Annotated in this window: 17 protein-coding genes and 5 pseudogenes; 10 read left to right on the forward strand and 12 right to left on the reverse strand. The window is 69.3% G+C overall.

The genetic code is table 11. The features are described from left to right. Positions 1-245 precede the first annotated feature (245 nt). From CIB93_RS26435 to CIB93_RS39675, 3 genes and pseudogenes are all read left to right on the forward strand, one after another. Positions 246-1103, forward strand: coding sequence for a Dyp-type peroxidase (locus tag CIB93_RS26435; protein WP_096630421.1), 858 nt, complete (start codon positions 246-248; stop codon positions 1101-1103). A 186-nt stretch (positions 1104-1289) separates the two neighbouring features. After that, positions 1290-1505, forward strand: a pseudogene (locus CIB93_RS39670) (transposase); the annotation flags it as partial. Positions 1506-1572: 67 nt separating this feature from the next. Continuing rightward, positions 1573-1761, forward strand: a pseudogene (locus CIB93_RS39675) (IS3 family transposase); the annotation flags it as partial. Positions 1762-1909: 148 nt separating this feature from the next. Here CIB93_RS39675 and CIB93_RS39135 read toward each other — a convergent pair. From CIB93_RS39135 to CIB93_RS26455, 3 genes are all read right to left on the reverse strand, one after another. Further along, entirely contained in the window at positions 1910-2182 is a 273-nt protein-coding gene (locus tag CIB93_RS39135) for a hypothetical protein (RefSeq protein WP_257002379.1), read from the reverse strand. A 539-nt stretch (positions 2183-2721) separates the two neighbouring features. Further along, positions 2722-3279 carry a helix-turn-helix domain-containing protein gene (locus tag CIB93_RS26450; RefSeq protein WP_096630424.1) on the reverse strand — a complete coding sequence of 186 codons (558 nt, stop codon included), beginning with the start codon at positions 3277-3279 and terminating at the stop codon, positions 2722-2724. A 15-nt stretch (positions 3280-3294) separates the two neighbouring features. Next, on the reverse strand, positions 3295-5517 hold the full coding sequence (locus tag CIB93_RS26455; protein ID WP_096630426.1) for a helix-turn-helix transcriptional regulator: 2223 nt from the start codon (positions 5515-5517) through the stop codon (positions 3295-3297). Positions 5518-5624: 107 nt separating this feature from the next. On the opposite strand from CIB93_RS26455, the pseudogene CIB93_RS26460 reads away from it, so the two are divergent. The 5 genes and pseudogenes from CIB93_RS26460 to CIB93_RS26480 all read left to right on the forward strand — a co-directional run bounded on the left by CIB93_RS26460 (position 5625) and on the right by CIB93_RS26480 (position 11315). Then, positions 5625-6103, forward strand: a pseudogene (locus tag CIB93_RS26460) (diadenosine tetraphosphate hydrolase). 132 nt (positions 6104-6235) lie between these two features. Further along, a complete protein-coding gene (locus CIB93_RS39475) occupies positions 6236-8659 on the forward strand; it encodes a DEAD/DEAH box helicase (RefSeq protein ID WP_096630428.1) in 2424 nt (807 codons plus the stop codon). Between the two features lie 155 nt (positions 8660-8814). Beyond that, positions 8815-9540 (forward strand): HNH endonuclease family protein, encoded by a 726-nt coding sequence (locus CIB93_RS26470; RefSeq protein WP_096630429.1) that lies wholly within the window; start codon positions 8815-8817, stop codon positions 9538-9540. Between the two features lie 243 nt (positions 9541-9783). Then, a complete protein-coding gene (locus CIB93_RS26475) occupies positions 9784-10110 on the forward strand; it encodes a hypothetical protein (RefSeq protein WP_096630431.1) in 327 nt (108 codons plus the stop codon). Positions 10111-10526: 416 nt separating this feature from the next. Continuing rightward, on the forward strand, positions 10527-11315 hold the full coding sequence (locus CIB93_RS26480) for a hypothetical protein (protein WP_096630433.1): 789 nt from the start codon (positions 10527-10529) through the stop codon (positions 11313-11315). An 11-nt stretch (positions 11316-11326) separates the two neighbouring features. Here CIB93_RS26480 and CIB93_RS26485 read toward each other — a convergent pair whose 3' ends face one another. The 4 genes and pseudogenes from CIB93_RS26485 to CIB93_RS37520 all read right to left on the reverse strand — a co-directional run bounded on the left by CIB93_RS26485 (position 11327) and on the right by CIB93_RS37520 (position 14159). Beyond that, the gene (locus CIB93_RS26485) at positions 11327-11542 is read right to left on the reverse strand and encodes a DUF6207 family protein (RefSeq protein ID WP_096630435.1); all 216 of its coding nucleotides are present in this window, start codon (positions 11540-11542) and stop codon (positions 11327-11329) included. A gap of 500 nt (positions 11543-12042) precedes the next feature. Beyond that, positions 12043-13024, reverse strand: a pseudogene (gene cdgB, locus CIB93_RS39155) (diguanylate cyclase CdgB); the annotation flags it as partial. 255 nt (positions 13025-13279) lie between these two features. Continuing rightward, positions 13280-13804 (reverse strand): annotated as a pseudogene (locus CIB93_RS39680) (caspase family protein); the annotation flags it as partial. Next, positions 13779-14159, reverse strand: coding sequence for a hypothetical protein (locus CIB93_RS37520; protein ID WP_143660089.1), 381 nt, complete (start codon positions 14157-14159; stop codon positions 13779-13781). The pseudogene CIB93_RS39680 and the gene CIB93_RS37520, both read right to left, overlap by 26 nt. A 226-nt stretch (positions 14160-14385) precedes the next feature. Here CIB93_RS37520 and CIB93_RS26495 point away from each other — a divergent pair, with 226 nt between their 5' ends. After that, positions 14386-15657 carry a competence protein CoiA gene (locus CIB93_RS26495; RefSeq protein WP_257002380.1) on the forward strand — a complete coding sequence of 424 codons (1272 nt, stop codon included), beginning with the start codon at positions 14386-14388 and terminating at the stop codon, positions 15655-15657. A 4-nt stretch (positions 15658-15661) separates the two neighbouring features. After that, positions 15662-15808, forward strand: coding sequence for a hypothetical protein (locus CIB93_RS26500; RefSeq protein ID WP_257002381.1), 147 nt, complete (start codon positions 15662-15664; stop codon positions 15806-15808). A gap of 90 nt (positions 15809-15898) precedes the next feature. On the opposite strand, the gene CIB93_RS26505 is transcribed toward CIB93_RS26500, so the two are convergent. The 5 genes from CIB93_RS26505 to CIB93_RS26525 form a co-directional block, all read right to left on the reverse strand. After that, the gene (locus CIB93_RS26505; protein WP_096630436.1) at positions 15899-16312 is read right to left on the reverse strand and encodes a hypothetical protein; all 414 of its coding nucleotides are present in this window, start codon (positions 16310-16312) and stop codon (positions 15899-15901) included. Positions 16313-16396: 84 nt separating this feature from the next. Then, positions 16397-16621: a hypothetical protein gene (locus CIB93_RS26510; RefSeq protein ID WP_096630438.1), complete on the reverse strand. Its 225-nt coding sequence runs from the start codon at positions 16619-16621 to the stop codon at positions 16397-16399. A gap of 77 nt (positions 16622-16698) precedes the next feature. Then, a complete protein-coding gene (locus CIB93_RS26515; protein WP_096630440.1) occupies positions 16699-16998 on the reverse strand; it encodes a helix-turn-helix domain-containing protein in 300 nt (99 codons plus the stop codon). 224 nt (positions 16999-17222) lie between these two features. Next, positions 17223-17777: a hypothetical protein gene (locus CIB93_RS26520; RefSeq protein WP_096630441.1), complete on the reverse strand. Its 555-nt coding sequence runs from the start codon at positions 17775-17777 to the stop codon at positions 17223-17225. 14 nt (positions 17778-17791) lie between these two features. Beyond that, positions 17792-20305, reverse strand: coding sequence for a DNA/RNA non-specific endonuclease (locus CIB93_RS26525; protein ID WP_179500258.1), 2514 nt, complete (start codon positions 20303-20305; stop codon positions 17792-17794). Positions 20306-20318 lie beyond the last annotated feature (13 nt).

Raw genomic sequence — 20318 nt, forward strand, 5'->3', positions numbered from 1 at the left:
TCGACGGAAAGGGTTCAGGCGAGTTGGCGAGTCGACGCTCATTGCTGGCCGTAACGGGAAGTGTTGCTGCAGCATTATCCGTTGGGGCGGATTCTCCTAGATTCAATACCTGCTGCAAGGGTCACACTGCTTCTGATATCCCTGGGCGGGTTTGGGTGCAGAAGCCTGCGAAGTATGTTCGATGTATAGCGATTGACGTAATTCCGTCGGCGGCATCTCGTTTTCAGGCCGCCCCTGGGCAGCTAATGAAGGGTATTGTTCAGGCGAGAGCGGCGCGGCGTGTAAGCGTCACTGTGGGTCTAGGAAGCTCCTTCTTTTCTGAGGTCCATGCTTTGCGTCCGCGTCACCTGAAGCCCATGCCCAGTTTCTCCGGCGACCTCTTGGACGAGGCGCAGACTCACGGTGACGCACTGGTGTATTTGGAAAGTGACAGTGCGGCTGATCTGGAACACGCCGCAAGGAGGCTTCTTTCTTTGATGCCGTCGTGGAGGCAGCGCTGGAGGATCGGCGGTTTCAGAAAAGAGAACCGAACCCAGGGTGGTAAGTGGCTGGCGCGTAACCCATTTCATTTCACGGAGGGGTTCGGTAATCCGGATAACGAGCGGGAAATCGACGACCGTGCTGTCGTTGTCCAGGGGCAGGGCGAGCCGGTCTGGGCCGAAGGCGGGAGCTACCAGGTGATACGCGTCGTGCGTTTCGCGACGGACCTCTGGGACAGGGACTCGGTCGACGAACAGGAACGTATCATCGGGCGCCGACGGGAGGGGCGATGGCTCGATGGCACGCCAGGGGAAGAGCAGCCGAACTTCGCAGCTGACCCCCACGGCAAAGCCACTCCCCTGGACTCCCACGTACGGCTCGCCGCCCCTGACCGGCGTAACCCGCCGCCCATGGTGCGCCGTAGCTACAGCTACGACAGGGGCGATGGTGACAGCGGACTGATCTTCTCCTGCTTCCAGCGAGATCTCGTCCAGGGCTTCGAAGCGGTCCAACGACGCCTGGAGGGCGAGAGCCTGGCGAAGTACGTCCTCACCACTGGTGGTGGCTACTTCTTCGTCCCCCCGCCAGGTGACGGCTGGGCAGAAGCCCTCCTGCGGCCATAGACCGCCAACCAGGCTGCGTCGCACGGTGGGGATGCGCCGGCCACAGTTGATGCCTCTGTCAGTTTGAGTAGCCGCTGCTGAGGTGGGTGGTGTACTCGGTGACCGAGGGGATCGGGTCTTGACCCTGGATCGTGGACACCCGAGACACTTGGATCTTGAGTCCAGGAGAACGGATGTCTCGTGGTGATGAAGCACTATCCGCCGGAGTTCAAGGCGGACGCGGTCGCGTTGCACGAGTCGCGGCCGGGAGCGACGATCAGGTCGGTGGCTGTTGATCTGGGGGTCAACCCGGAGACGCTGCGGACCTGGGTCCGGGCGGCTAGCGTGAGCCGGCCCCGGGGACGCCGGGCGGGGGTAGCGAGCGAGCTGCCCACGCCGCTGGAGGCGGAGAGCGCCGCCCTGCGCAAGAAGGTCCGCGAGCTGGAGGAGGAACGCGAGCTCCAGCTTCTGCTACTGGCGCCGGACAGCCGTGGACCGGGCAGCCCGGCAGGCGGCGGCCGACGCCAACCTCGCCGCCCGGATACGGGCCGTGCACCTCGAATCGGACGGCACCTACGGCGTCCCCAGGATCACCGCCGAGCTCAGGGAGGAAGGCGAGCGCGTCAACCACAAGCGGATCGCGCGCGTGATGCGGAACATCAATCTGGCAGGAGTGCGGCTGCGCCGCAGGCACCGCACCACGGTCCCAGACCGGGCCGCGGCGAAGGCCCCGGACCTGATCGGCCGGGACTTCACCGCGACCGAACCGAACACGAAGGTGCACATCTTGTCGGTGACCTCCCACCCCAGTCCGCAGGGCTCCTGTGTCAGGAGCCGGATGAGGTCGCGGGCAGGGCGCCGAACGGCTCGATCGCCGGGGCGTCGTAGGCCGCCTTCTCGACGGGTGTCCTGCCCGGTTGCCGCAGCAGAGACCCGTATAGGCCCTCGTGCTTTGCGGCGATCCGCTCCCTCCTGCCCGGGCTGAATCCGCGCAGGAGGATCGCCGCCCCCAGGCCCGGCCGGTACAGCCGGACCCCGCCGGGCACACGGGCACTGCGCAGCCCGGGCACGCGGGTCCTGGCCAGCGTCCTTGACGTCATTGACCCGGGGATACAGGAACTCGACCCAGTGCCCCAGGACCACCGGCTCGTCGACCAACTGCAGGGTGAGCACTTCCTCCTGCGGCCGCATGCGGACGATGCCCAGCGGATGACTGCTCAGGCCGCCCATCGCGCAGACCCGCCGCAGGACCTCGGCTTCCAGCCGGGCCTGCCCCGCATCACGCGCAGCCGGGATCGACAGCCCCTGACCCGACCGGTCAGCAACGGGTACAGAGCCTGGTGGTATTCACCGGTACTTCGCCGCCGGTCGGCGGTGAGATGGAGAGCGGCCGCAGGGTGCACGAGTCTTCTTCCGCGCGGAACCGGCCCCCGGGCGGTACGCGCTGTGAAAGGAAGTGACGGTGCGGCAGGTCGTGCGGTGAGACTTCTGGCCGGTCCTCTGGTGATGGATGCAGCGGGGGCGTCGTCCGTCGCGCGGCCGGGTGTTCACGGGCCCAGACGCCATGGAAGCGCCTGGCCGTGCTGCCGTCAATCAGGCGCGTGGACGCACCCGCACCCCGCCGGGGCACCCACCTCGCCTACAGCCGGAACTGGAGGTCGAGGACGTCGGTGAGTTCGACTTCCAGGCCGTGCGCGCGGCGTCCCTTGTCGCGGAAGTACACCTCGCCGAGGGCTTCGGCGGTGAGCTGGAGCAGCTGGTCCTCGTCGACTCCTGCGGCCTGGGCGTTGAGGAGGCGGGCGGCGTGGTGGGGTGGGAGGGCGAGGGTGAGGTGGCGGATGCGGGACTGGTCGGTGGACCCGGCGGCGGCGGTGTAGCCGAAGCGGGCCTGGACGTCGATCATGATGCCGTCGGTGCTGGCTGCTTTCTGCCGGGCCCGGGCTCTGACCTGCGGCTGCCACCGCGTGCGAACCTCGTTCTCCAGCCGGGTGGCCAGCTGCGGTCGGGGATGCTTGATCCGGCTCTTCACATACCGTTCCACCGTGCGCCGGCTGATGCCGAGCAGCTCGGCGACCTGCTGGGTGCTGCCCTGGTGCTGGCGCACCAGGTAACGCATCTGGGCCCCGGCGGACTTGGGCACCGGGCGTGTGAACGCCTGCTGCACGGCCCGGCCGAGTTCTTCCTCAACGGTGACCATCTACCGCCACGCTCCCTATTCCCCGGTGTCCCGGGCGGTGACCTCGCCGGTCTTGATGTACCGGGCGAGGTTGGCGATCTTGCCTTCCGCACCGAGGTCCTCCAGCACCCCGACGCCCCACAGGACGTCTTGGGTGCCTTCGTGCTTGACCATGCCGGGGGAGACCCCGAGGCGGAAGCTGCCGGGCACGGTCTTGCCGTCCTGGTCGTAGGGCAGGACGTCCAGGGGGCTGGGGCCGTCGGCGGTGTAGACGGCGCAGTCGGAGAGGACCGCGACGGGGTAGCGGCCGGTGGCGGCGGCGAGGGCGACCATCTTGCGGTGCATGTTGATCCGGGCCCGGGAGATGACGGCGGCCCGGATGTCGGGTCGCCACGTCGGCCGGGCCAGCGCGGGCCACGCCTGCCCCGGCACCCACCCGCCGCCGCGGGCCTTCTCCTGCAGCTTGCCGATACCGCCCTTGACAGTCATCTTCACCGCGTCCACCACGATCCCCAGCTCAGGATCCCGCCCCTTGTATCCGTCCATCGCCTCCAAGAAGCCGCCCGGGGGCAGCTTCTCCGCCACACCGAGGTCGGCCATCGTGGCGACGTAGGCGTCGCGCAGCCGCTTGTACCAGCCGTCCAGGAACCGCCCGCTCCGAGGCCGCACCCACGCCTCAACAGGGGTGACGTCGTAGCCGAGCTCGACCGCGTACGCCACGGTCGGCGTCGCGTACCAGGCCGGCCCCTCGGGCCGCTCCCCGGTCGGGGTGAACGGGCTGGGCAGCAGGCCCCCTTCAAGGTCGCGCCACTGCTTGGCGACCTTCACCCGGCTGAGGTCGACGTGAGAGAGGTCCACCAGCCACGAGCCGGGCACCGCTGGGTCGAAGACCGGGCTGGTGACGTGCTCGGGCGGTGAGTCCAGGCCGACGACCGCGCCGTTGGCGGCCGCGCCGAACGCCAGGTTCACGTCGATGCCCACCAGATGGGGCTGCATGCACTCCGCGTCGGTGAGGTCCCTAGCCCAGTCGTAGGCCTCCTCGAACAGCCGCTCCTGGGGCCCGCGGATGTGGAAGCGGGGCAGGTGGGCCAGGACGGGGTGCCCGTCGATCGCCTCGCACGGCGCGGGATCGACCGGCTCCTTGCCCAGGGAGCCGGGCCGGTGCTCGGAGTGCCGTTTGCCGTCCTGGTCCGGCTCGCTGGCGCGGGTGGGCGGGTTGAGCGCGGTCATCAGCTCCAGCCCGCTCACCGCCGTGGACCCGACCGGTGTCATCACCCGGTGCGCGTACACCCCCAGCACCCGGGCCAGCTCCGCCGGCTCCAGCTTGGCGGCGTGGCCCCAGGCGCGGTCGTCCAGGGCGTTCCAGGAGGGGATGCACAGCTGGACACACTGGCGCCGCCCACCGCTGACAGGGCGGTAGATCCGCGCCCACGGGCCCAGCCCGCGCCGGGTCAGCTTCCACCCCGCCCGCTCCAGCAGCTTGATGACCTTGTGGCCCTCCGGGAGCCGCCCGGCCGACCGCTCTTCGCCCGACAGGGCAGCGGGCAGGCCGTAGCGCTCGCACGCTGCTGCGGTCAGGACCAGCAGTGGGTCGGCGTCCTTGCCCGACGCGTGCAGCTTCTCCGCCCCCACCCGCGCCTCGGCCAGCGCCCATTCCACCAGGGAAGGCAGGGACCCCGCGGGCACGTCCAGGAGCAGGCCGCCGGTGCCGTAGCCGGTCACCTGCCGCTCGTCGTCGGCGTCCAGGACGAGCAGCGGACCGTGGGCGTATACGCCGGATCCTGCGGGCGCGGGGGAGCTGGCGGCGGTGGCCCGGGGTGCGCCGGGGCGGCGTGAGCCGCGTGCCGGGCGCGGGGCGGCAGTCGGTGACGGCGGTGTGGACGCAGGAGCCGGTACGGGAGAGGCCGGTACGGGGGCGGCCACCGCCACCACAGGCGCGGAAGGCGCTACCTCGACGACGGCGTGGGGTGCCGTGGCAGCCGGGGTGGCGGGCGGGGTGCCGCCCTCGGTGGCCGTGGGGGAGGGGTAGAGGCGGGCGAGCTGCTTCAGCAGGTGGGCGTAGGGCTCCCGCTGGGGCGGGCGGGGTTCGGTCTTGCCCGACTCCCACGCGCCGACGGTCGCCCGCCGCACGTCCAGGGTGGCGGCTACCTCTTCGAGGGTGAGCCCATGGGCCTGTCGCAGGCGCTTGCGCTCGGCGGGCGGGGGCAGCGGCGACCGGGACGCGACGAGCGCGTCAACAGCATCGAACAACTCGGACATGGTGAACCTCCGCCATCCACTATATCCGCGAAACGCGCATATGCAGTGCAACTGCCGTTCGAATAGCGTACTTTACGCGTACCAACGTCGGCATGTAAGTTCTGGCCATGACGGGTGACTGGCGATCGGACCGGATCGGCGCTGCGCTGAAGGGCGAGAACCCGACCGTGCTTCGACGATGGCGGCGGGCTTTGCGGCGATCGGTGACGTCCAGTTTCTGCCCGGCTACTCGGTCCTCCTTGTCGACGACCCGGATGTGCAGCGACTGTCTGACCTGCCGAGGCCGAAACGACTCTCCTTCCTGTCCGACATGGACCACCTCGGCGAGGCGGTCGAGCGTGTCTGCCGACGGATGGATCCAGCGTTCCGACGGGTCAACCTGGAGATCCTGGGCAACACCGATCCCTTCCTGCACGCGCACGTCTGGCCGCGGTTCGAGTGGGAACCATCCAACGTGATGAGCAGGCCAGTGTGGCTCTATCCGCAGGAACGCTGGAGTGACGAGCAGTTCAAGCTCGGTCCGCAGCATGACGTGCTGCGCGATGCGATCAGCGACGAACTGGACCAACTGCGCTCGATGCCCTGAGCCTGGAGACACCATGACGGCGGCACGACACACAGCCCTGGCCCAGATGGATCGCCGCGTGTTCGCAGAGGCCTGCCGTGACACCGCCCGCAGGCCCCCACCCGCTACCCGCGCCACCCTCAGGAGTGCTGTATGACCGTGGTTGCCGCCACCCCCGGCCTGCCGGAGAAGCGGGCGCTGTTCCCCGACCAGGCGGAAGCCGTCTCCCGGGTGGCGCGGCATTTGCGGCGTCCCGGGACACGGGGGCTGTACGTCGCGGCGACCGGGACGGGCAAGACCCTGGTCTCGATCCGCGTTACCGACGAACTCCAGGCGCGTCTGGTCCTGTTCGTCGTGCCCACCCTCGACCTGGCCGCCCAGACCGCACTGGCCTGGCGGCGCGACGGCCACACCGAGCACATGGTCATCGTCTCCTCCATGGACGCCGCCGGCCGCGACGCCCTGGTCGCCGCTCGCGTCATGTCCAGCAGCGACCACGTCACCCTGGCCGCCCTGATGTCGGTGGTGGGGGAGAGGGAGGGCCAGATCCCGGCCCTGACGCTGATCTGTACCTACGACTCACTCGACAAGATCCAGGAGACCCGTAACACCGCATATGCGGTGCCGCCGTTCGACCTGGCGATCATGGACGAGGCGCACCGCGTTGCCGGTCGCTCGGACAAGAAGTGGGCCGCCGTCCACGACAACCAGCGCATCCGGGCAGAGCGCCGCCTCTACATGACCGCCACCCCCCGCATCTTCGCCGCCCCGGACCTGGCCGAGTCCGCCGACACCACCCGCCCCCGCCGCACCCCCGACTTCCCGGGCCCGGCGGCCGACCTGTTCGCCAACTCCATGGACAACGAACAGGTCTACGGGAAAAAGATCTTCGAGTATCCGCTGGCCCAGGCGATCGAGGACGGCCGGGCACCGGACTACCGCATCGTGGTGCCCACCCTCACCGACGACGACCTGCGCCGCCGCATCAACCTTCCCGCACCCGACCCCGACGGCGAGGGCGAAGGGCCGGACCAGGCGCTGCGCACCACCGCTCTGCACCTGGCCGTGCTGCGCGCCATGGCCGACCACGGCCTGAAGAAGGTGCTGGTCTACTTCAACCTGACCTCCGATGCCCGCCTCTTCGCCCGCGAACTGCCCCACACCCTGCGCCAGCTCGCGGCCACGGACCCCCACCTCGTCCCCGCCACCCGGCTGGAGACGCTGTTCGTCCACGGCGAGGACACCCCCCAACGGCGCGAGGAGACCTTCACCCGCTTCGCGCAAGCCCCCTTGGCGATCCTGGCCAACGCACGCCTGGTCGCCGAGGGCGTCGACATCCCCAGCGTGGATGCCGTCGTCTTTGCCGACCCCACCCGCAGCGTCATCCGCTGCGTCCAGGCCCTGGGCCGCGCCCTGCGCCTGGACGTCTCCGGCAAGACCGCCTCCCTCATCGTCCCCGTCTGCCTCCCGCCCGACGCGACCCCCGAGGACATCCTCGGCACCGCCTACGAGCCGGTGTGGGCGATCGCCTCCGCCCTGGCCAGCCACGACCACCGCATCCTGGAACGCCTACCCGACAAGGCCAACCGCCTGCCCAAGGAGACCAGCGACGTCATCGAACGCCGCTGGCACTTCGACTTCACCGTCCACCCCGAACGCATCGCCCAGGCCATGGACCTCGTCTCCTTCGACCCCCGAGACCCGGCCACATCCCGCTCCCGCCGCCTCGGGCTCGCCGCCGCCCAGGCCTACCACGACCAGCACGGCCACCTCGACGTCCCCACCGACTACACCGACCCCACCGGCCACACCCTGGGCACCTTCATCACCACCATGCGCGACGCCCGCAAAGCCGGCCGCCTGGAGGCGGACTGGGTCGCCGAACTCGACGCCCTGGACATGATCTGGGACAAGCACGACGCCGCCTGGCGCTCCCATCTCACCGCGGCAGCCGACCACCACCGCACCCACGGCCACCTTGCCGTCCCCGCCACCACCCCGCTCGGAGCCTGGCTCGCCGAACAACGACACCTCGATGCAGCCGGTCAGCTCGCCCCCGCCCGCGCCCACGCGCTGAACGAGATCGACCCGATCTGGCGCCTCCCTTACGGTGCCGACTGGCACCGCAAGTACCACCTCCTGCGCACCCACCTCCAAGCGGGCAACGACCCCGCCGCCCTCACGCCCGACACCCGGATCGCCGGGGTCAACATCACCTCCTGGCTCACCCGCCAGCTCACCCGCTGGGCCACCCTGCACCCCGGCCAGCGCGACCTGCTCACCGCACTCGACCTCCCCCCCCCCACCAACCCCCTGACACCCGCCCGCCGCACCCGCCGCACCTTCGCCCAGACCGTGCAGCTCCTGGAACTCTTCCTCCACCGCCACGGCCGCGCCCCCACCGCCCGCGAAACCCTCCGCGTCGACGGCGACACCGTCCAGATCGGCCCCTGGTTCGCCAAGACCCGCACCAAGCACCGCGAAGGCCGACTCCCCGCCGACCACGTAGCCCTCATCGCCCTTCTCTTCGACGGAGACTGGTGCGCCCCCGACCCCGCCCCGGCCGCCCCGGCATGACCTGCCCCTCCCCGACGCCCACCCCACCCCCGCGCGGGCACCCCCGCGCCGGCATCCGATCCCCGGCGGACCACCAGCACATATGACCGCCTGTCACCAGGCGCTGTACTCCTGGGAACATGAGGCAACCCCACCGCCTCACCCCGGGAGCCCGAGTGACCCACCGCCCCCTTCTTCCGCTGGCTGCCGCCCTGCTCGCCCTGTCGCTGGCCGCCTGCAACCCGCAGACCCCGGACGACGATGCCAAGCAGCCCGGCGCCGCACCCACGACGTCCACCGGCTCGTCCGGAGCCGCGGGTGGACCCCCGGAAGGCGCCCTCAGCCTCACCGCCGCCATCGCGAAGATCCCGACGGGCGACGAGAGGCGCGACGGATACGAACGCGACAGCTTCAAGCACTGGACCGACGAAGACCAGGACGGGTGCCCCACCCGCGCCGAAGTCCTCATCGAAGAAGCCACCACGAAACCCGAACAGGGCGAGCGCTGCACCCTCACCGGCGGAGCGTGGACCTCCTCCTACGACAACGTCGAGGTCACGGACGCCAAGCGCCTGGACATCGACCACATGGTCCCCCTCGCCGAAGCATGGGACAGCGGCGCCCACGCCTGGAGCGACGAGCGCCGCCAGGCATACGCCAACGACCTCACCGCCCCCCGCTCCCTGATCGCGGTCACCGCCAAGACCAACCGCTCCAAAGGTGACAAAGACCCCGCCGACTGGCTCCCCCCGGCCACCAACGCCCACTGCACCTACGCAGCCGACTGGACCGCGACCAAGCTCCGCTGGCAGCTCAACGCGGACAACGCCGAACGCACCGCCCTGCTCGACCTCGCCGGCCAGTGCCCCGACACCGTCGTCGAGTACGAACCCGCCCCCTGAACCCGCACCCGCGCACCGCGGCCGCCCTCACCCCAAGCCGCTCCGCCACCCTGCAGCGTCCCACTCGTTCGGACCCGGACCCCGCTGCGCCGCCCACACACCCCGGGGCAGATACCGGATCATGACGGGCGGAGCCCGGCCGGACGCCCTCGCACGTCGACCGGCCGGGCCACGCCTATCCGTTCAGGAACGTTGAGTACCTCTGCGGATGTTCGCGACCAGAGGCGGGGGCAGCCTTGGCACATGACACCGCAGTGGAACCACCTGGAGGACGCCCAGCTCGCCCTTGGAACGACGACAGCAGCGGGGGTCCTCGCAGTGGTGACAGTCGGCTTCGCGCTGCGGCTGATGTTCATCAAGCGAACTCGTTGGGCCCGTGCGCGCGCTGCCTGTGAGACAGCCCTCTTCCTGGGGATAGCTGCGACGGCGGCCAGCATCCCCTTCCTGTCCATCTGGTACGCCTGGGACCGGGACCTCTGGATCACGCTGGCAGCCAACGCCGCTCTCCCTCCCGTAGCGCTCTGGTGGGTGCGGTACCGCTACGGATGGCCGAGCCGCAGGAAAAACTGACGCCACACCGACCGGGCGGAGCCACGCCCGGAGAACCGTAAGTGAGTGTTGGGGATCCTGAGCGTTGTGGCGTAGCAATAGCTGCAGAGCAGTCACCCCTTCGTCCGCCCCCTGCTTACCGCCGCCCCCGGGCCCCGCCGCCTCCTCGACACCCACTCTCCGGACCGACGCCGCACCAACGTTTCCTCCGCCCGGACCGGGAAGCATCACCTGTCGAAGCCAAGGAGCAAGCCCTGGGGCAGACCGGCTCGGCCACCCGCTACTGACCACGTGCATCAGGCGCCCCAGAGGAAGCTCTCTCCCTCACCGCGGTCGCCGTATCCCCGTACACCGGGCCTCTCTTTGACCTGATCCGCCACACCGACGGGCCGCTGACGGTAGAACCAGCACGTGAGAACAGGACAGGGGGGCAGGACATGGTGGAAGCCGTAAGGGTGCTGCTGCTGTTGATGGTGGGGGCAGGGATCTGGGCGGCCTGGCGGCGCAGCCTCTTCCCCGGCGCATGGGCCCACACCTTCCACATGGCATACGCCGAAGAACGCGCCCTGCTCACCCAGGCGCGCAGACACTTGCGTGCGGTGGACAAGGCCCATCGCCGGGCGGAGAAGGAGGCAGCCGGACAGGTCAAGACGGAGCATGAGAAGCACGAGCAGCGCATCGGCAGGCTGGAGCGGGAGGTCGCGCTCCTGCAGAACCCCGGCCAGGGCACAGAGCTGGCACGCCTGGGCGGACTTGTCCTGTACGAGCACGCGGTCGCGGCCTCGCCGGAAGGCCGGCTGCTCCCGCTCCACGGACTCCGCGCCCGGTTCGACCGCGGCGACCGGGTGCACTCCCTTTACCTGACTAAGCCCGACGGCGGCGGTGACCGGGCGAAGTTCCCGCACCGCCCGGATCCCGCAACGAGCCCGCAGGACAGCGTCCGGCTCTTCGACGAGGAAGAGGTCCGCGACTTCGAGATGAAGATCAACGAGGCCGCAGCGCAAGAGAAGGCGTTTCGGGCCGGCCTGGCGGAACAACTCGCCAGGAAGCAGGAAGAGCTGGCCGGAGCACGCAAGGACACCACCCGACTGACGGCCGCCGAGCAGAGTCACACGGACGTGAGGGACCACAACCGCACCGACCCCCGCCGCCAGAAGGCCCTCGCCAACCTGACGGCCACACGCAGCCAGTGGCAGGACATCACCGGGCGCTGGCCGCCGGGGTAGCACGAAGCCTTTCACCCATCCTGCTCCCCGGTGCGGCGGATGTCCGCGTACACCCGGCTCGTCACACCGGCCCGGCCCGGTACCCGCCGTACCAGGGCTGGGCCCGAGGTCGCCCAGCGCTCCTCCAACTGGGCCACCACCAGCCGGAGCGTGTCCTCGTCCGCCGCGGTGATGTCCAGCACCACCAGGCCGGGCTCGCTGATGTGCTGCTCGCCGATCTCCTTCATGCCGTCCCTGACGCCCAGCCGATGAGCACGGTTCGCGCCCGTCTGCCCCTTCACCCATCCGGCGGACGCGGTGCTCGGCTCCGATGCCGGGGTCGTAGGCCCGGTCGGCAGGCGGAGGGCGCCGTCATCGTTTCCCGCCGGGGGCTGCTCACAGGCGGGACGTGACGGAGCGGCAGGCCGCCGGTAGGTCCTCGTCGTGGGGGATGTTGCGGAAGCGGCCGCTGCGGCGCAGGAGCGTGAGCTCTTCCACGCGGTGGTGGCGTCAGATGGGCGTCAGCAGTGATGGCCACGCCTGTCCCTGCTCACGCTGCTTGGCCGTCGTGCTCATGGTGTCACGAGGTGACCAAGCTGCTGCCGTAGGCGCCAGCGCTGAAGTATGCGGGCTGGCCCGGAGATGCCCGTTCACACTGGATGTTCTCAGGGCTTGGTTTGAGTAAGTGCTTTGTGCTGTTGCGCCGTTGCTCGTGCGCGCCGTAGGCGGGGTACTTCATCATCGTCGAGTTGTTCGACGTGGGTGAGGAGGAAGCGCGGCCCGTCGGCGGTGTCGGCGACCACCGAGTTGCGCAGGGAGACCCAGAGGTAGGTCCCGTCCCGCCGTGCGAGCCGCAGCTTGGCCCGGCCGCCTTCGGCGGAGGTGCGCAGCAGGGTGCCGATGTCTTCGGGGTGGACCAGGTCGGCGAAGGAGTAGCGGCGCAGTGCGGAGGCGGGGCGGCCGAGTAGTCGGCAGAGAGCGTCGTTGGTGCGGAGCAGCTGGCCGTGCTGGTCGCCGCCCGTTTCGGCGATGGCCATGCCGCTGGGCGCGTACTCGAAGGCCTGGCGGAAGGAATCCTCGCTGGCCCGCAGCGCCTGCTGTTCGCGCTCCAGCCGGACCAGTGCGCGCTGCATGTTGGCTCGCAGGCGGGCGTTGCTGATGGCGATGGCGGCCTGGGAGGCGTACAGCTGAAGGGACTGCTGTCTCCAGGGCCCGGGGCGGCGGCCGTTGCGCGGCCGGTCGACGGATATGACCCCGAGGAGGTCCCGTCCGCCCCCGGAGGCATACATCGGGGCGTAGAGCCGGTCCAGCGGGTGCCACTCGTCCTCGAACCGGGTCTCGGGGCCCTCGGTGTGCCACTGTGGTACGTCGTCGTCGAGTAGGACCCCGCCCTCGGTGTGGGGTATGAACCGCAGCTGGTCCCAGGCCTCGCCCATGGTCAGCCGGCGGTCCCAGGAGGCGCGGGAGCCGACGCGGCCGGTGAGTAGGGCCTCCGCTTCAGTGTTGCCCGCGAAAGCGGCGACGACGAGGTCACCATCGGGCCGTACGAGATTGACACAGGCCAGTTCGTAGCCGAGGCCTGCCACGATGCCCTCGGCGGCGGTCTGCAGCGTGTCCGCGAGACTGCGCGCGGTGCTGAGCTCTGCGAGCAGATCAGTCACATGACGCAAGGATTCGAGCCGGTTGGTGAGTTCTGCCGTGACAGTTGGATCATCGGATGCCTCTGAAATGTCCTCTACCGAGGTCCAGTTCGTCAGCGAGGAGGGAGATGGGCGATCGGTGTGAGCAATGTTCCGAAGAAAGGGAGCGCCGCCCAGTCCGTCACGGCAGAGCCGGTGGGGCTCGGGCCGTCCTTTCAGTCGGAGCGTGATCTGGAGGCCATGATAGATCGTGTCAAGGTCCAGAAATTCCCCTCCGTCCTGGACTCCGTTCTCGATGAGGGCGATCAGTTCGCCCGTGAAGGAGGTAAAGCCTTCGGTGGGAGGGGCGAGAGCGACAGCATTTTCGGCGGTCGCCGCGAGGAGATAGGTTCCCTCGACCTGCAGGTCGGCCTCAGCGGACTGGACGCCGAAGGCTCGGGCGCTGTAACAGCAGTCGATGATGACGACGCGCCGTCGGGCTGGGCTTTGCTCGACGGCCCGGCGTATCCAGTCGTAGGGGGCGGCGGTGTCGTGGACCGAGTGGCCCAGGCTGTCGCTCACCGCGAGGTGGAGCAGGCCGGTTCTGGTCTCCAGCAGTCCGTGGCCCCCGTAGTAGACCAGCAGAGTATCGGTGGCCTCGTTGGCTGCCTGTGCAACCGGCGCGGACAGCTCACGGGGAGTGCGTGGATCGGAGACGATGTGGCAGTGCTCCGGAGGCAGTCCCCAGACGCGTTGTTGTGACAGCAGTTTCGCCAGTTCTTCGACGCTGGCCTTTACGGGCAGGAGGTCTGTCAGTGTTTCGAAGCGGCTGGCTCCGATGAGAACCGCCCGCGATGCTGCCGGATCAGGAAGTCGCACCGGAAGCGTCACCAGGGTCGTTGCCGATTAGGGTTTCTACCGCCCGCTGAACTTCCTGGGGCGAGGTGGCGGTCACGGTGACCGAACTGCCATCCGAGCGTTCCAGCGTCACCGTGATCTGACGTGGACGCGTGCTGCGCCATGTTGCGATGGACAGCGCAAGGGCTCCGGTGTTGAGGCCCGTCCCGAGGACCAGGGACAGTACATCAATCATGTCGCCCTGAGCGCCGGGCTCAGGAGCACGTGAGCTGGCCAGTGACAGCCGGGCGTGACGCCGGAACTCGGGATCGGAGAGAAGCCAGGTGTGCAGGGATCGCAGCTCCTCTTCTGCCCACTTAGGCTCGTCAAGCCGTATAACGATCTCCACGCTCGCACCCTCTTCCCGGCGAACTGATGACAGCAGAGGCAGACAGCCTAGGAAACCCGCGGCGGAACGACACAATCCGGCTTCTGGTGCTCATTGGAGGTCCGTACTCCGGTTTCATGACGGGCCCTCAGCTTGTTCTTTTTCTTCCATTCCCGGGAGGGGGCCCGTGCCCGCCCCGGTCGCGGCGACACTGGGCATACGGAGGGGTGTCAGGGCAGGGTGGCTGATGGGGTACACCGCTGTGCATCCGGTCTGGGGCCGGCTGGACGTGTCGCTGAACGATCTGGGGTGCTGGCGCACCTGGGGAGAGGTCCACCGCGTCAAGGGACTGCGGCTAGCGTGTCCGGAATGCGGCGGAAGAGTCTTCGCCCGTGCCTCCCGGCACGGGGTGCGCCACTTCTACCACCAGGTGCGGCCGCCGGACTGCGAGCTGGCGAACGAGTCGCCGGAGCATCACTTCCTGAAGCTGGAGCTGGCCATGGCGGCCCGGGCGGCCGGGTGGCGGGCCGAACTGGAAGTCAGCAGCGAAGCGGGCAACTGGCGGGCCGACGTCCTGGTCTTCGACGACCAGGGCAGGCCCTTCATGGCCCTGGAGGCGCAGCTGTCGCCGATGACACCGGCCGAGGCACGGATGCGCACCGACCGCTACGCGCGCGACGGGGTGGCGGTGTGCTGGGCCGCCCTGCAGGACCGCCCCTGGACGCGTCGTACCCACCCTCAGGGTCACCGTCCCCGCCGGGGCCGGGGGAGACAAGCCCTGGACGGTGCGGCACGGCTTGGCCCGCTACACCTGGGCACCCCGCACCCCGCACCCCGCACCCTGAAGGCGAAGGCCACATGGGAGCACATCACCTGCCCGCTCGGCAACGCCCTCGCATGGATCCTCCAGGGCGCGGTGCGCGTCCACACGGCGGTGAACGGGACGGTGTGGTGGACCGCGCCCGCCTACGAGCAGCAGGCACTGGAGCGTTCCCGGATGGAAGCGGAAGCCGAAGCCGCCGACCAGGAAGCCGCCGCGAAGCGCCGCCGCGAACAGACCGCGGCCGCCGACCGGCGCCGCCTCGCCGCCGAGCAGCGGGCCCTGGACCGCCAGACCGATCTTGAGGAACGACAGGCCGAGATCCAGCGGCTGACAGGGTTCTTCCAGCACACCGGGTTCGACCCAACGGCCTGGGACACCTTCACCCGGCTGGTCCGCTCCGCCTCCGGCAAGACCATCGTCTACGGGGAGCAGAGCCCCCGCTTCGGCAACGGCCTCCTGGTCCACGCCCGGACCCGGGAGACAGACGGCGGATACACCCTCGCCGCCGTCGTCTGCCCCGACCCGCACGCGCTCACCCGGTGGCCGGAGAACCTCGACATCCTCGTCCCCGACCACACCTGGCTCGCCCGCATCCGGGCCGCCGCCAGGGCCCCACTGCGGGTCGCCGTACTCGAACCCCGCACCGGACGCAGCACCTTCGCACGCATACACCCAGCGCCGGACCGGCCTGGATGAGGGCATGGAACTGCTCGGCTCGACGACGGGCGTGGACCTCGCGTCCCTCCTGGAGAACCTGAAGAACCGCACGACGACGGTCCCGGCCCCGGCCACGCCCCCGGACGCGCCCGCTTCCGCGGCGAACGGCGAGACCGAGATCAAGGGCTGACGCTCGGCACGACGCGCGCACCGGTGCCCGGGAGCCACACGGTGGCCGCCGGGCACACCCATGTCCGCCGGGCACGCCGAACCGCCCGCCCTACGCCTCAGCGGCACCCCGAGCCTCATGGAGCGCAAGGATCTCCCCCAGGTCATTGCCGACCATGACCTGCGCCAACCGCCCCGCGACGGCCACTACTTCCGGCCACCCCTCGACGCGCAGCATCTCCGCGTCGAAACCACCCGGAGCCTGAGCACCGGCGACGGTCAGCGCGCGGTCCAACTCCCGCAGGAGCGCTACCTCTTCCTCACTGCGCAGACCGATCCCGAGATAGCGCTCCGGATGCTCGGCATCGCAGAAATCGTCGAAAAGCGTGTGGATGACGTACTCCAGGTCCTCGAACACCTCCGGATCCAGCCACACGCCCCGCTGCCAGGGCGGGTTCGCCAACGCCAGCACCGCAGGCACCAGATGCATCCGGGCCCGCGCCATGATCACCCTGTCGTCGTCCACGGAATGGACCCTAGCGAAGCGGGCAGAGCCAGAACCGGCCGAGCCACCGGTACCCGCCGTGGCTGCCGCGATCAAGCAAGGCCCTCATCCAGGTCCAAGCGCTATCGGCCGATACGCCAGTGCCCGGTCGAAGAAATCTTCCGGAGTGGGGTCGGAGTCCTGGAGCGGCCAGTAGGTGTAGTCGCTCATGTGCAGGCAGCCGAGGCCGCGTTCCAAGGCGTCGAGGATCTCGTCCGCCTCTGCCTCGCCGGTCTTGCCGGAGTAGTTCAGCAGGCGCCGCACCAACGACAGCGCCTTGTCGCCGCTCATCCTGCCGTTCGAGCCCGCGCGCGTCGCCTCGCATGCCGCCCTCCCTTGAACCCTCACGCCCCCCCGACTCCCCACCCTCAGGGCGCGGGACGCAGGGCAGCAGAGCCGAGCACCCGGCGCTGTCGGTGGCGGCCTTTACCCTTCGGGCTGGCGGGGATGTCACAGACCAGGACGCTCGTTGTGCCGTCGGGTGAGGTCAGGGTGGTGAAGGTGATGTCGGGCAGGTAGGGCTGGACGTGGTTGCGGATCCACTGGTGGTACTGCTGGGGGTTGGCCTGGCCGGGGTCGATGCCGGTGAGGTGGCAGGTCTTGTCCCGTACCCCGAAGATGAGCAGTCCGCCGTGCCGGGTATGGCCCGCTCCTGGACACGACTGCACGAGCGGCTACTCAGGCAGCTGACCGGAGACCCCGACGTACCAGTCGTCGGTGCGAGCTCAGCGGCGAGGGCGGTGAAGTCCTCGCAGCAGGTCCTGGTGTAGTCCTGATTCAGGAGGAGGCTGCCTTCGGGTGCTTCCTGTTGGCCGCGCAGGGCATGCCAGGAGGCGCTGGCCCATCAAGCGCCCATGCCCGACAGTACAGGCATGGGGACACGGTGAGTGGCTCAGCGTTCTGGGTTCCATAGCGGCTCTCCGTGCCTGGGCCCGACCAGCTCGTCGAGGAACGCGTCCTGCCGGCCGAGGGCGCGGTTCAGCAGGGCGACCATGCCCATGTCGTAACGGCGCCAGTCCGCTCTGTCCCACACCACGACCGGCCAGGCGTCCGGATCCACGTCCTCAGTCAGCCAGAAGCACTGTTCCCCTCCGACGCCGCCGCCCCACGCGAGCAGACCGCCGGCTTCGGGATGGAAGAAGTACGGGAACGCCTCCGGGTACTTCTCCCGAAGACCGCGCAGCAGGGCACCGATCTCGGCAGCCACGTCCAGCACGGGTCCAAGGGCGGCGACCCCGGTGCCGACGCCGTACGGGGGCAGCGGGATCAGCGGCGTAAGTCGGCTGCCCACCGTTCCGGGCCCATAGGCGTCGACGAACGCCCGGTAGTCGGCGGGCAGGTCGAGGCCATACGCGGCCCGGGTGTCGCCCCATGGTAGCGCCGGCCCCGCCGTCCCGGGGACAACCCCGGTGATCCGCGCGAACTCGGCAATGTCGTCCCGCGCCACTGGATCACCACCTGTCAGGGGCTGAGGTTCTTCCCGCTCTTCACATTCTGGACCGTACCACCGCCGGGAATCACGAGCGGATACGGATTCCCGCGGGAGTCCCAGGCGGTGACCTGGAAGGTGAACGCGTACGGGATCTCGGCCGCAGTGTCCTTGTACTTGGCCGTCACCGTCATCCGCACGATTCCTCCCTTGTTGAGGAAGCTGCGGACTGCCGTTTGGATGTCCGTCATCTCACCAACGTTCACGGGTGTGGCCCAGCATGGCGTGAGGTTCCGTTGTATGCCGCGGCCGCCGAACTCCTTGGGTATCAGGTGACAGCTGTTGACGAGGGTTCCCGGCACACCCGGGAGCAGTGCCTTCGCGCGATTGCGGGCAGTGTCCATGCCGGGGCTGTTGGAATTGGAGGCGGTGCCGTTGCCCAGTGGCTTCTTCAGGCACGCGGTGGCCGCGGTAGCCCGCTTGTGCGACCCGGTGGGCGCGTAGTAGATCCAGCCCGCCCCGCTGGTCTCGACGACGCCGACCGGCGGACTCTGCGTCAGACAGGTCGGCTTGTTGTCCGGCCTGCTGCTGCTCGACGGGTCCGGCGACGCCGAGGCCCCGCCGGAACCGCAGCTCGCGCCGAGCTGGCTCGGGTCAGTCCACTGGTGGGTGCCGGAGGCGTTGACGATGACGAGGCGGTTGACGCGGGAGCCGCCGCCGTTCGGCTGGCACAGGCTGTCCCGAAGGGGCTGGAACTGGGAGTCCGTGGACAGGGAGTGTTCTAGGTCCTGGGTGGCGGCCAGGTCCAGGAGCGGGCCTACGGACGGTTCGAGGTCAAGCCGGAGCACTCGTTCGTATCCGGATGGCACCTTCTGGCCGCCGGTGGTTCCGGTGTCCGGTTGTTCGCCGTTGAGTTGCGCGGTGCCGAGGCGTGCCTTCGAACCCAGTTCTGCAGGGCTTCGCACTGTTTCGGCCTTGACGGCACGTTTGACCTGCTGGCCTTGTTCGGTGGTGGTGTAGAGGTAGTCCGCCGGAGGTGTCGCATCTCCGGCGGTGGGCGGGGCGGTCCAGGTTACGTGCGCGTGGGGGTCGGCTTGGAGGAGCAGTGCGATCTGCTGGAGCACGCGCCGGTTGTCGACCTTGTCGGTGGTGGGGAGGATCCTGCGCAGGTCTTCGGGGTTGTTTAGACGGCCGGAGCCGACGATCTCGCCCAGGTCCGGCAGTGCACCCTGGCTGTTGGCCTCAGAGATTGCGTCGCTCGCCTCGTCGCCCGCCTCGGTGTCGCTCGTCGGCCGGTCCTTGGTCATCGCGTCGAGCAGCCCTGCCACGGTGGGCTGCAAAGGGGTGCTGTACGAGAGGTCGCCCGGTCGCAGGTTGCGGGCGTGGAGGCGGCTGCCGATCTTGGGGTCGGGGCCGTACTCGGCGGTGGAATACACCCAGGCGTAGTCGGTGTGGTGCACGGTCCGTCCGGTGCCCCACGCAATGTTGGGGCGGGTGCCGCTGACAGTCTTGGACTGCTTGGGTTTCAGGATGCCCAGCGGGCGGGGGGCGGTGGGCACTTGCGGCATGGTCAGGTAGAGCGTGGCTTCGCCGGCCTGGTCGCCGCTGTTGGTGACAGTAAAGGAGTACGAGCACGGGTTCGTCGTGCACAAGGACCCACTGTTGCTGGTAGTGGTGAACGCGGGCCCCATAGTCTTAGAAACCGCCTCGGCGGACGTGGCGGGTGGGACGGCGGTCGCTACGGCTGTGGCGGTGGTGGTACGGACAGAGTTCATCTGTTCGGTGGTGGCCGGCTTCGGCACCAGCGTGAGGTAGCTGCTGAGATCAAGGCCGTCGGCCGACACGGTGTTCGCGCGGTGACCCGCCGGCTTCATTGCCGGTCCGGTGCGCCCGGCTGGGTGCCAGACGGCGGGTTTGACGGGGTCGTCGTGGCTGGGGTCGCCGCCGATAGCGAGGACCGGGTAGGGCGACTCGGCGGCGAGGACGACCGTCCAGCCTCCAGAGTTATACGAAACCGCCTTGCGGCCTTGGAAGGTTGCTCCGTCCTCGCGCACCGCCTCGGGATCGGAGGTAACCTGCCGGACCAGCGTGGCGAGCGAGGCTGGCGTCAGCGAGCCGACGTTCACCGCGAAGCTGTCGAGCATGTAGTAGCCGTCGCGCTTCTCCGATTTGATCCAGTGACCGGCACTGGTCAGATCGTGGCCGAACTGCGGATCCTGCTGCGCCCAGAAGGACGCATCACCCTTCAGGTAGAGCTGGTCACCGGACCATGCGAGTGTGGACTTCCCGACTACCGGCTCGCTGAGGGTTCCCGACGCCTTCCCTGTGCTGTCGACTGTCAGGTTCGCCCGGGTCATGGGCCGGCGCTGAGTCGGGGCGTACACCATCGACAGGTTCACCGCGGGCAGGGCGCGTAACGCCTTGGCCGCCGAGGCACCCTGCTGCGCCGACGGCACGCGGGGCTTGGCGTCCTCGGAAGCGTCCGACCCCTTAGACGCGCCAGGCCACAGTACGAACAGCAGGGTCGCCAGCACGGCCAGTGCCACGCCCGCGGCCGTG

This window comes from Streptomyces sp. WZ.A104, assembly GCF_002382885.1.
In the GTDB taxonomy this organism is placed as follows: domain Bacteria; phylum Actinomycetota; class Actinomycetes; order Streptomycetales; family Streptomycetaceae; genus Streptomyces.

What these genes read in the sequence shown, in the direction of transcription:
- CIB93_RS26435 (WP_096630421.1), top strand. Translation starts at nt 246, where the DNA reads ATGAAGGGTATTGTTCAGGCGAGAGCGGCGCGGCGTGTAAGCGTCACT.
- CIB93_RS39135 (WP_257002379.1), bottom strand. Translation starts at nt 2,182, where the DNA reads ATGACGTCAAGGACGCTGGCCAGGACCCGCGTGCCCGGGCTGCGCAGT.
- CIB93_RS26450 (WP_096630424.1), bottom strand. Translation starts at nt 3,279, where the DNA reads ATGGTCACCGTTGAGGAAGAACTCGGCCGGGCCGTGCAGCAGGCGTTC.
- CIB93_RS26455 (WP_096630426.1), bottom strand. Translation starts at nt 5,517, where the DNA reads ATGTCCGAGTTGTTCGATGCTGTTGACGCGCTCGTCGCGTCCCGGTCG.
- CIB93_RS39475 (WP_096630428.1), top strand. Translation starts at nt 6,236, where the DNA reads ATGACCGTGGTTGCCGCCACCCCCGGCCTGCCGGAGAAGCGGGCGCTG.
- CIB93_RS26475 (WP_096630431.1), top strand. Translation starts at nt 9,784, where the DNA reads ATGACACCGCAGTGGAACCACCTGGAGGACGCCCAGCTCGCCCTTGGA.
- CIB93_RS26480 (WP_096630433.1), top strand. Translation starts at nt 10,527, where the DNA reads ATGGTGGAAGCCGTAAGGGTGCTGCTGCTGTTGATGGTGGGGGCAGGG.
- CIB93_RS26485 (WP_096630435.1), bottom strand. Translation starts at nt 11,542, where the DNA reads ATGAAGGAGATCGGCGAGCAGCACATCAGCGAGCCCGGCCTGGTGGTG.
- CIB93_RS26495 (WP_257002380.1), top strand. Translation starts at nt 14,386, where the DNA reads ATGGGGTACACCGCTGTGCATCCGGTCTGGGGCCGGCTGGACGTGTCG.
- CIB93_RS26500 (WP_257002381.1), top strand. Translation starts at nt 15,662, where the DNA reads ATGGAACTGCTCGGCTCGACGACGGGCGTGGACCTCGCGTCCCTCCTG.
- CIB93_RS26510 (WP_096630438.1), bottom strand. Translation starts at nt 16,621, where the DNA reads ATGAGCGGCGACAAGGCGCTGTCGTTGGTGCGGCGCCTGCTGAACTAC.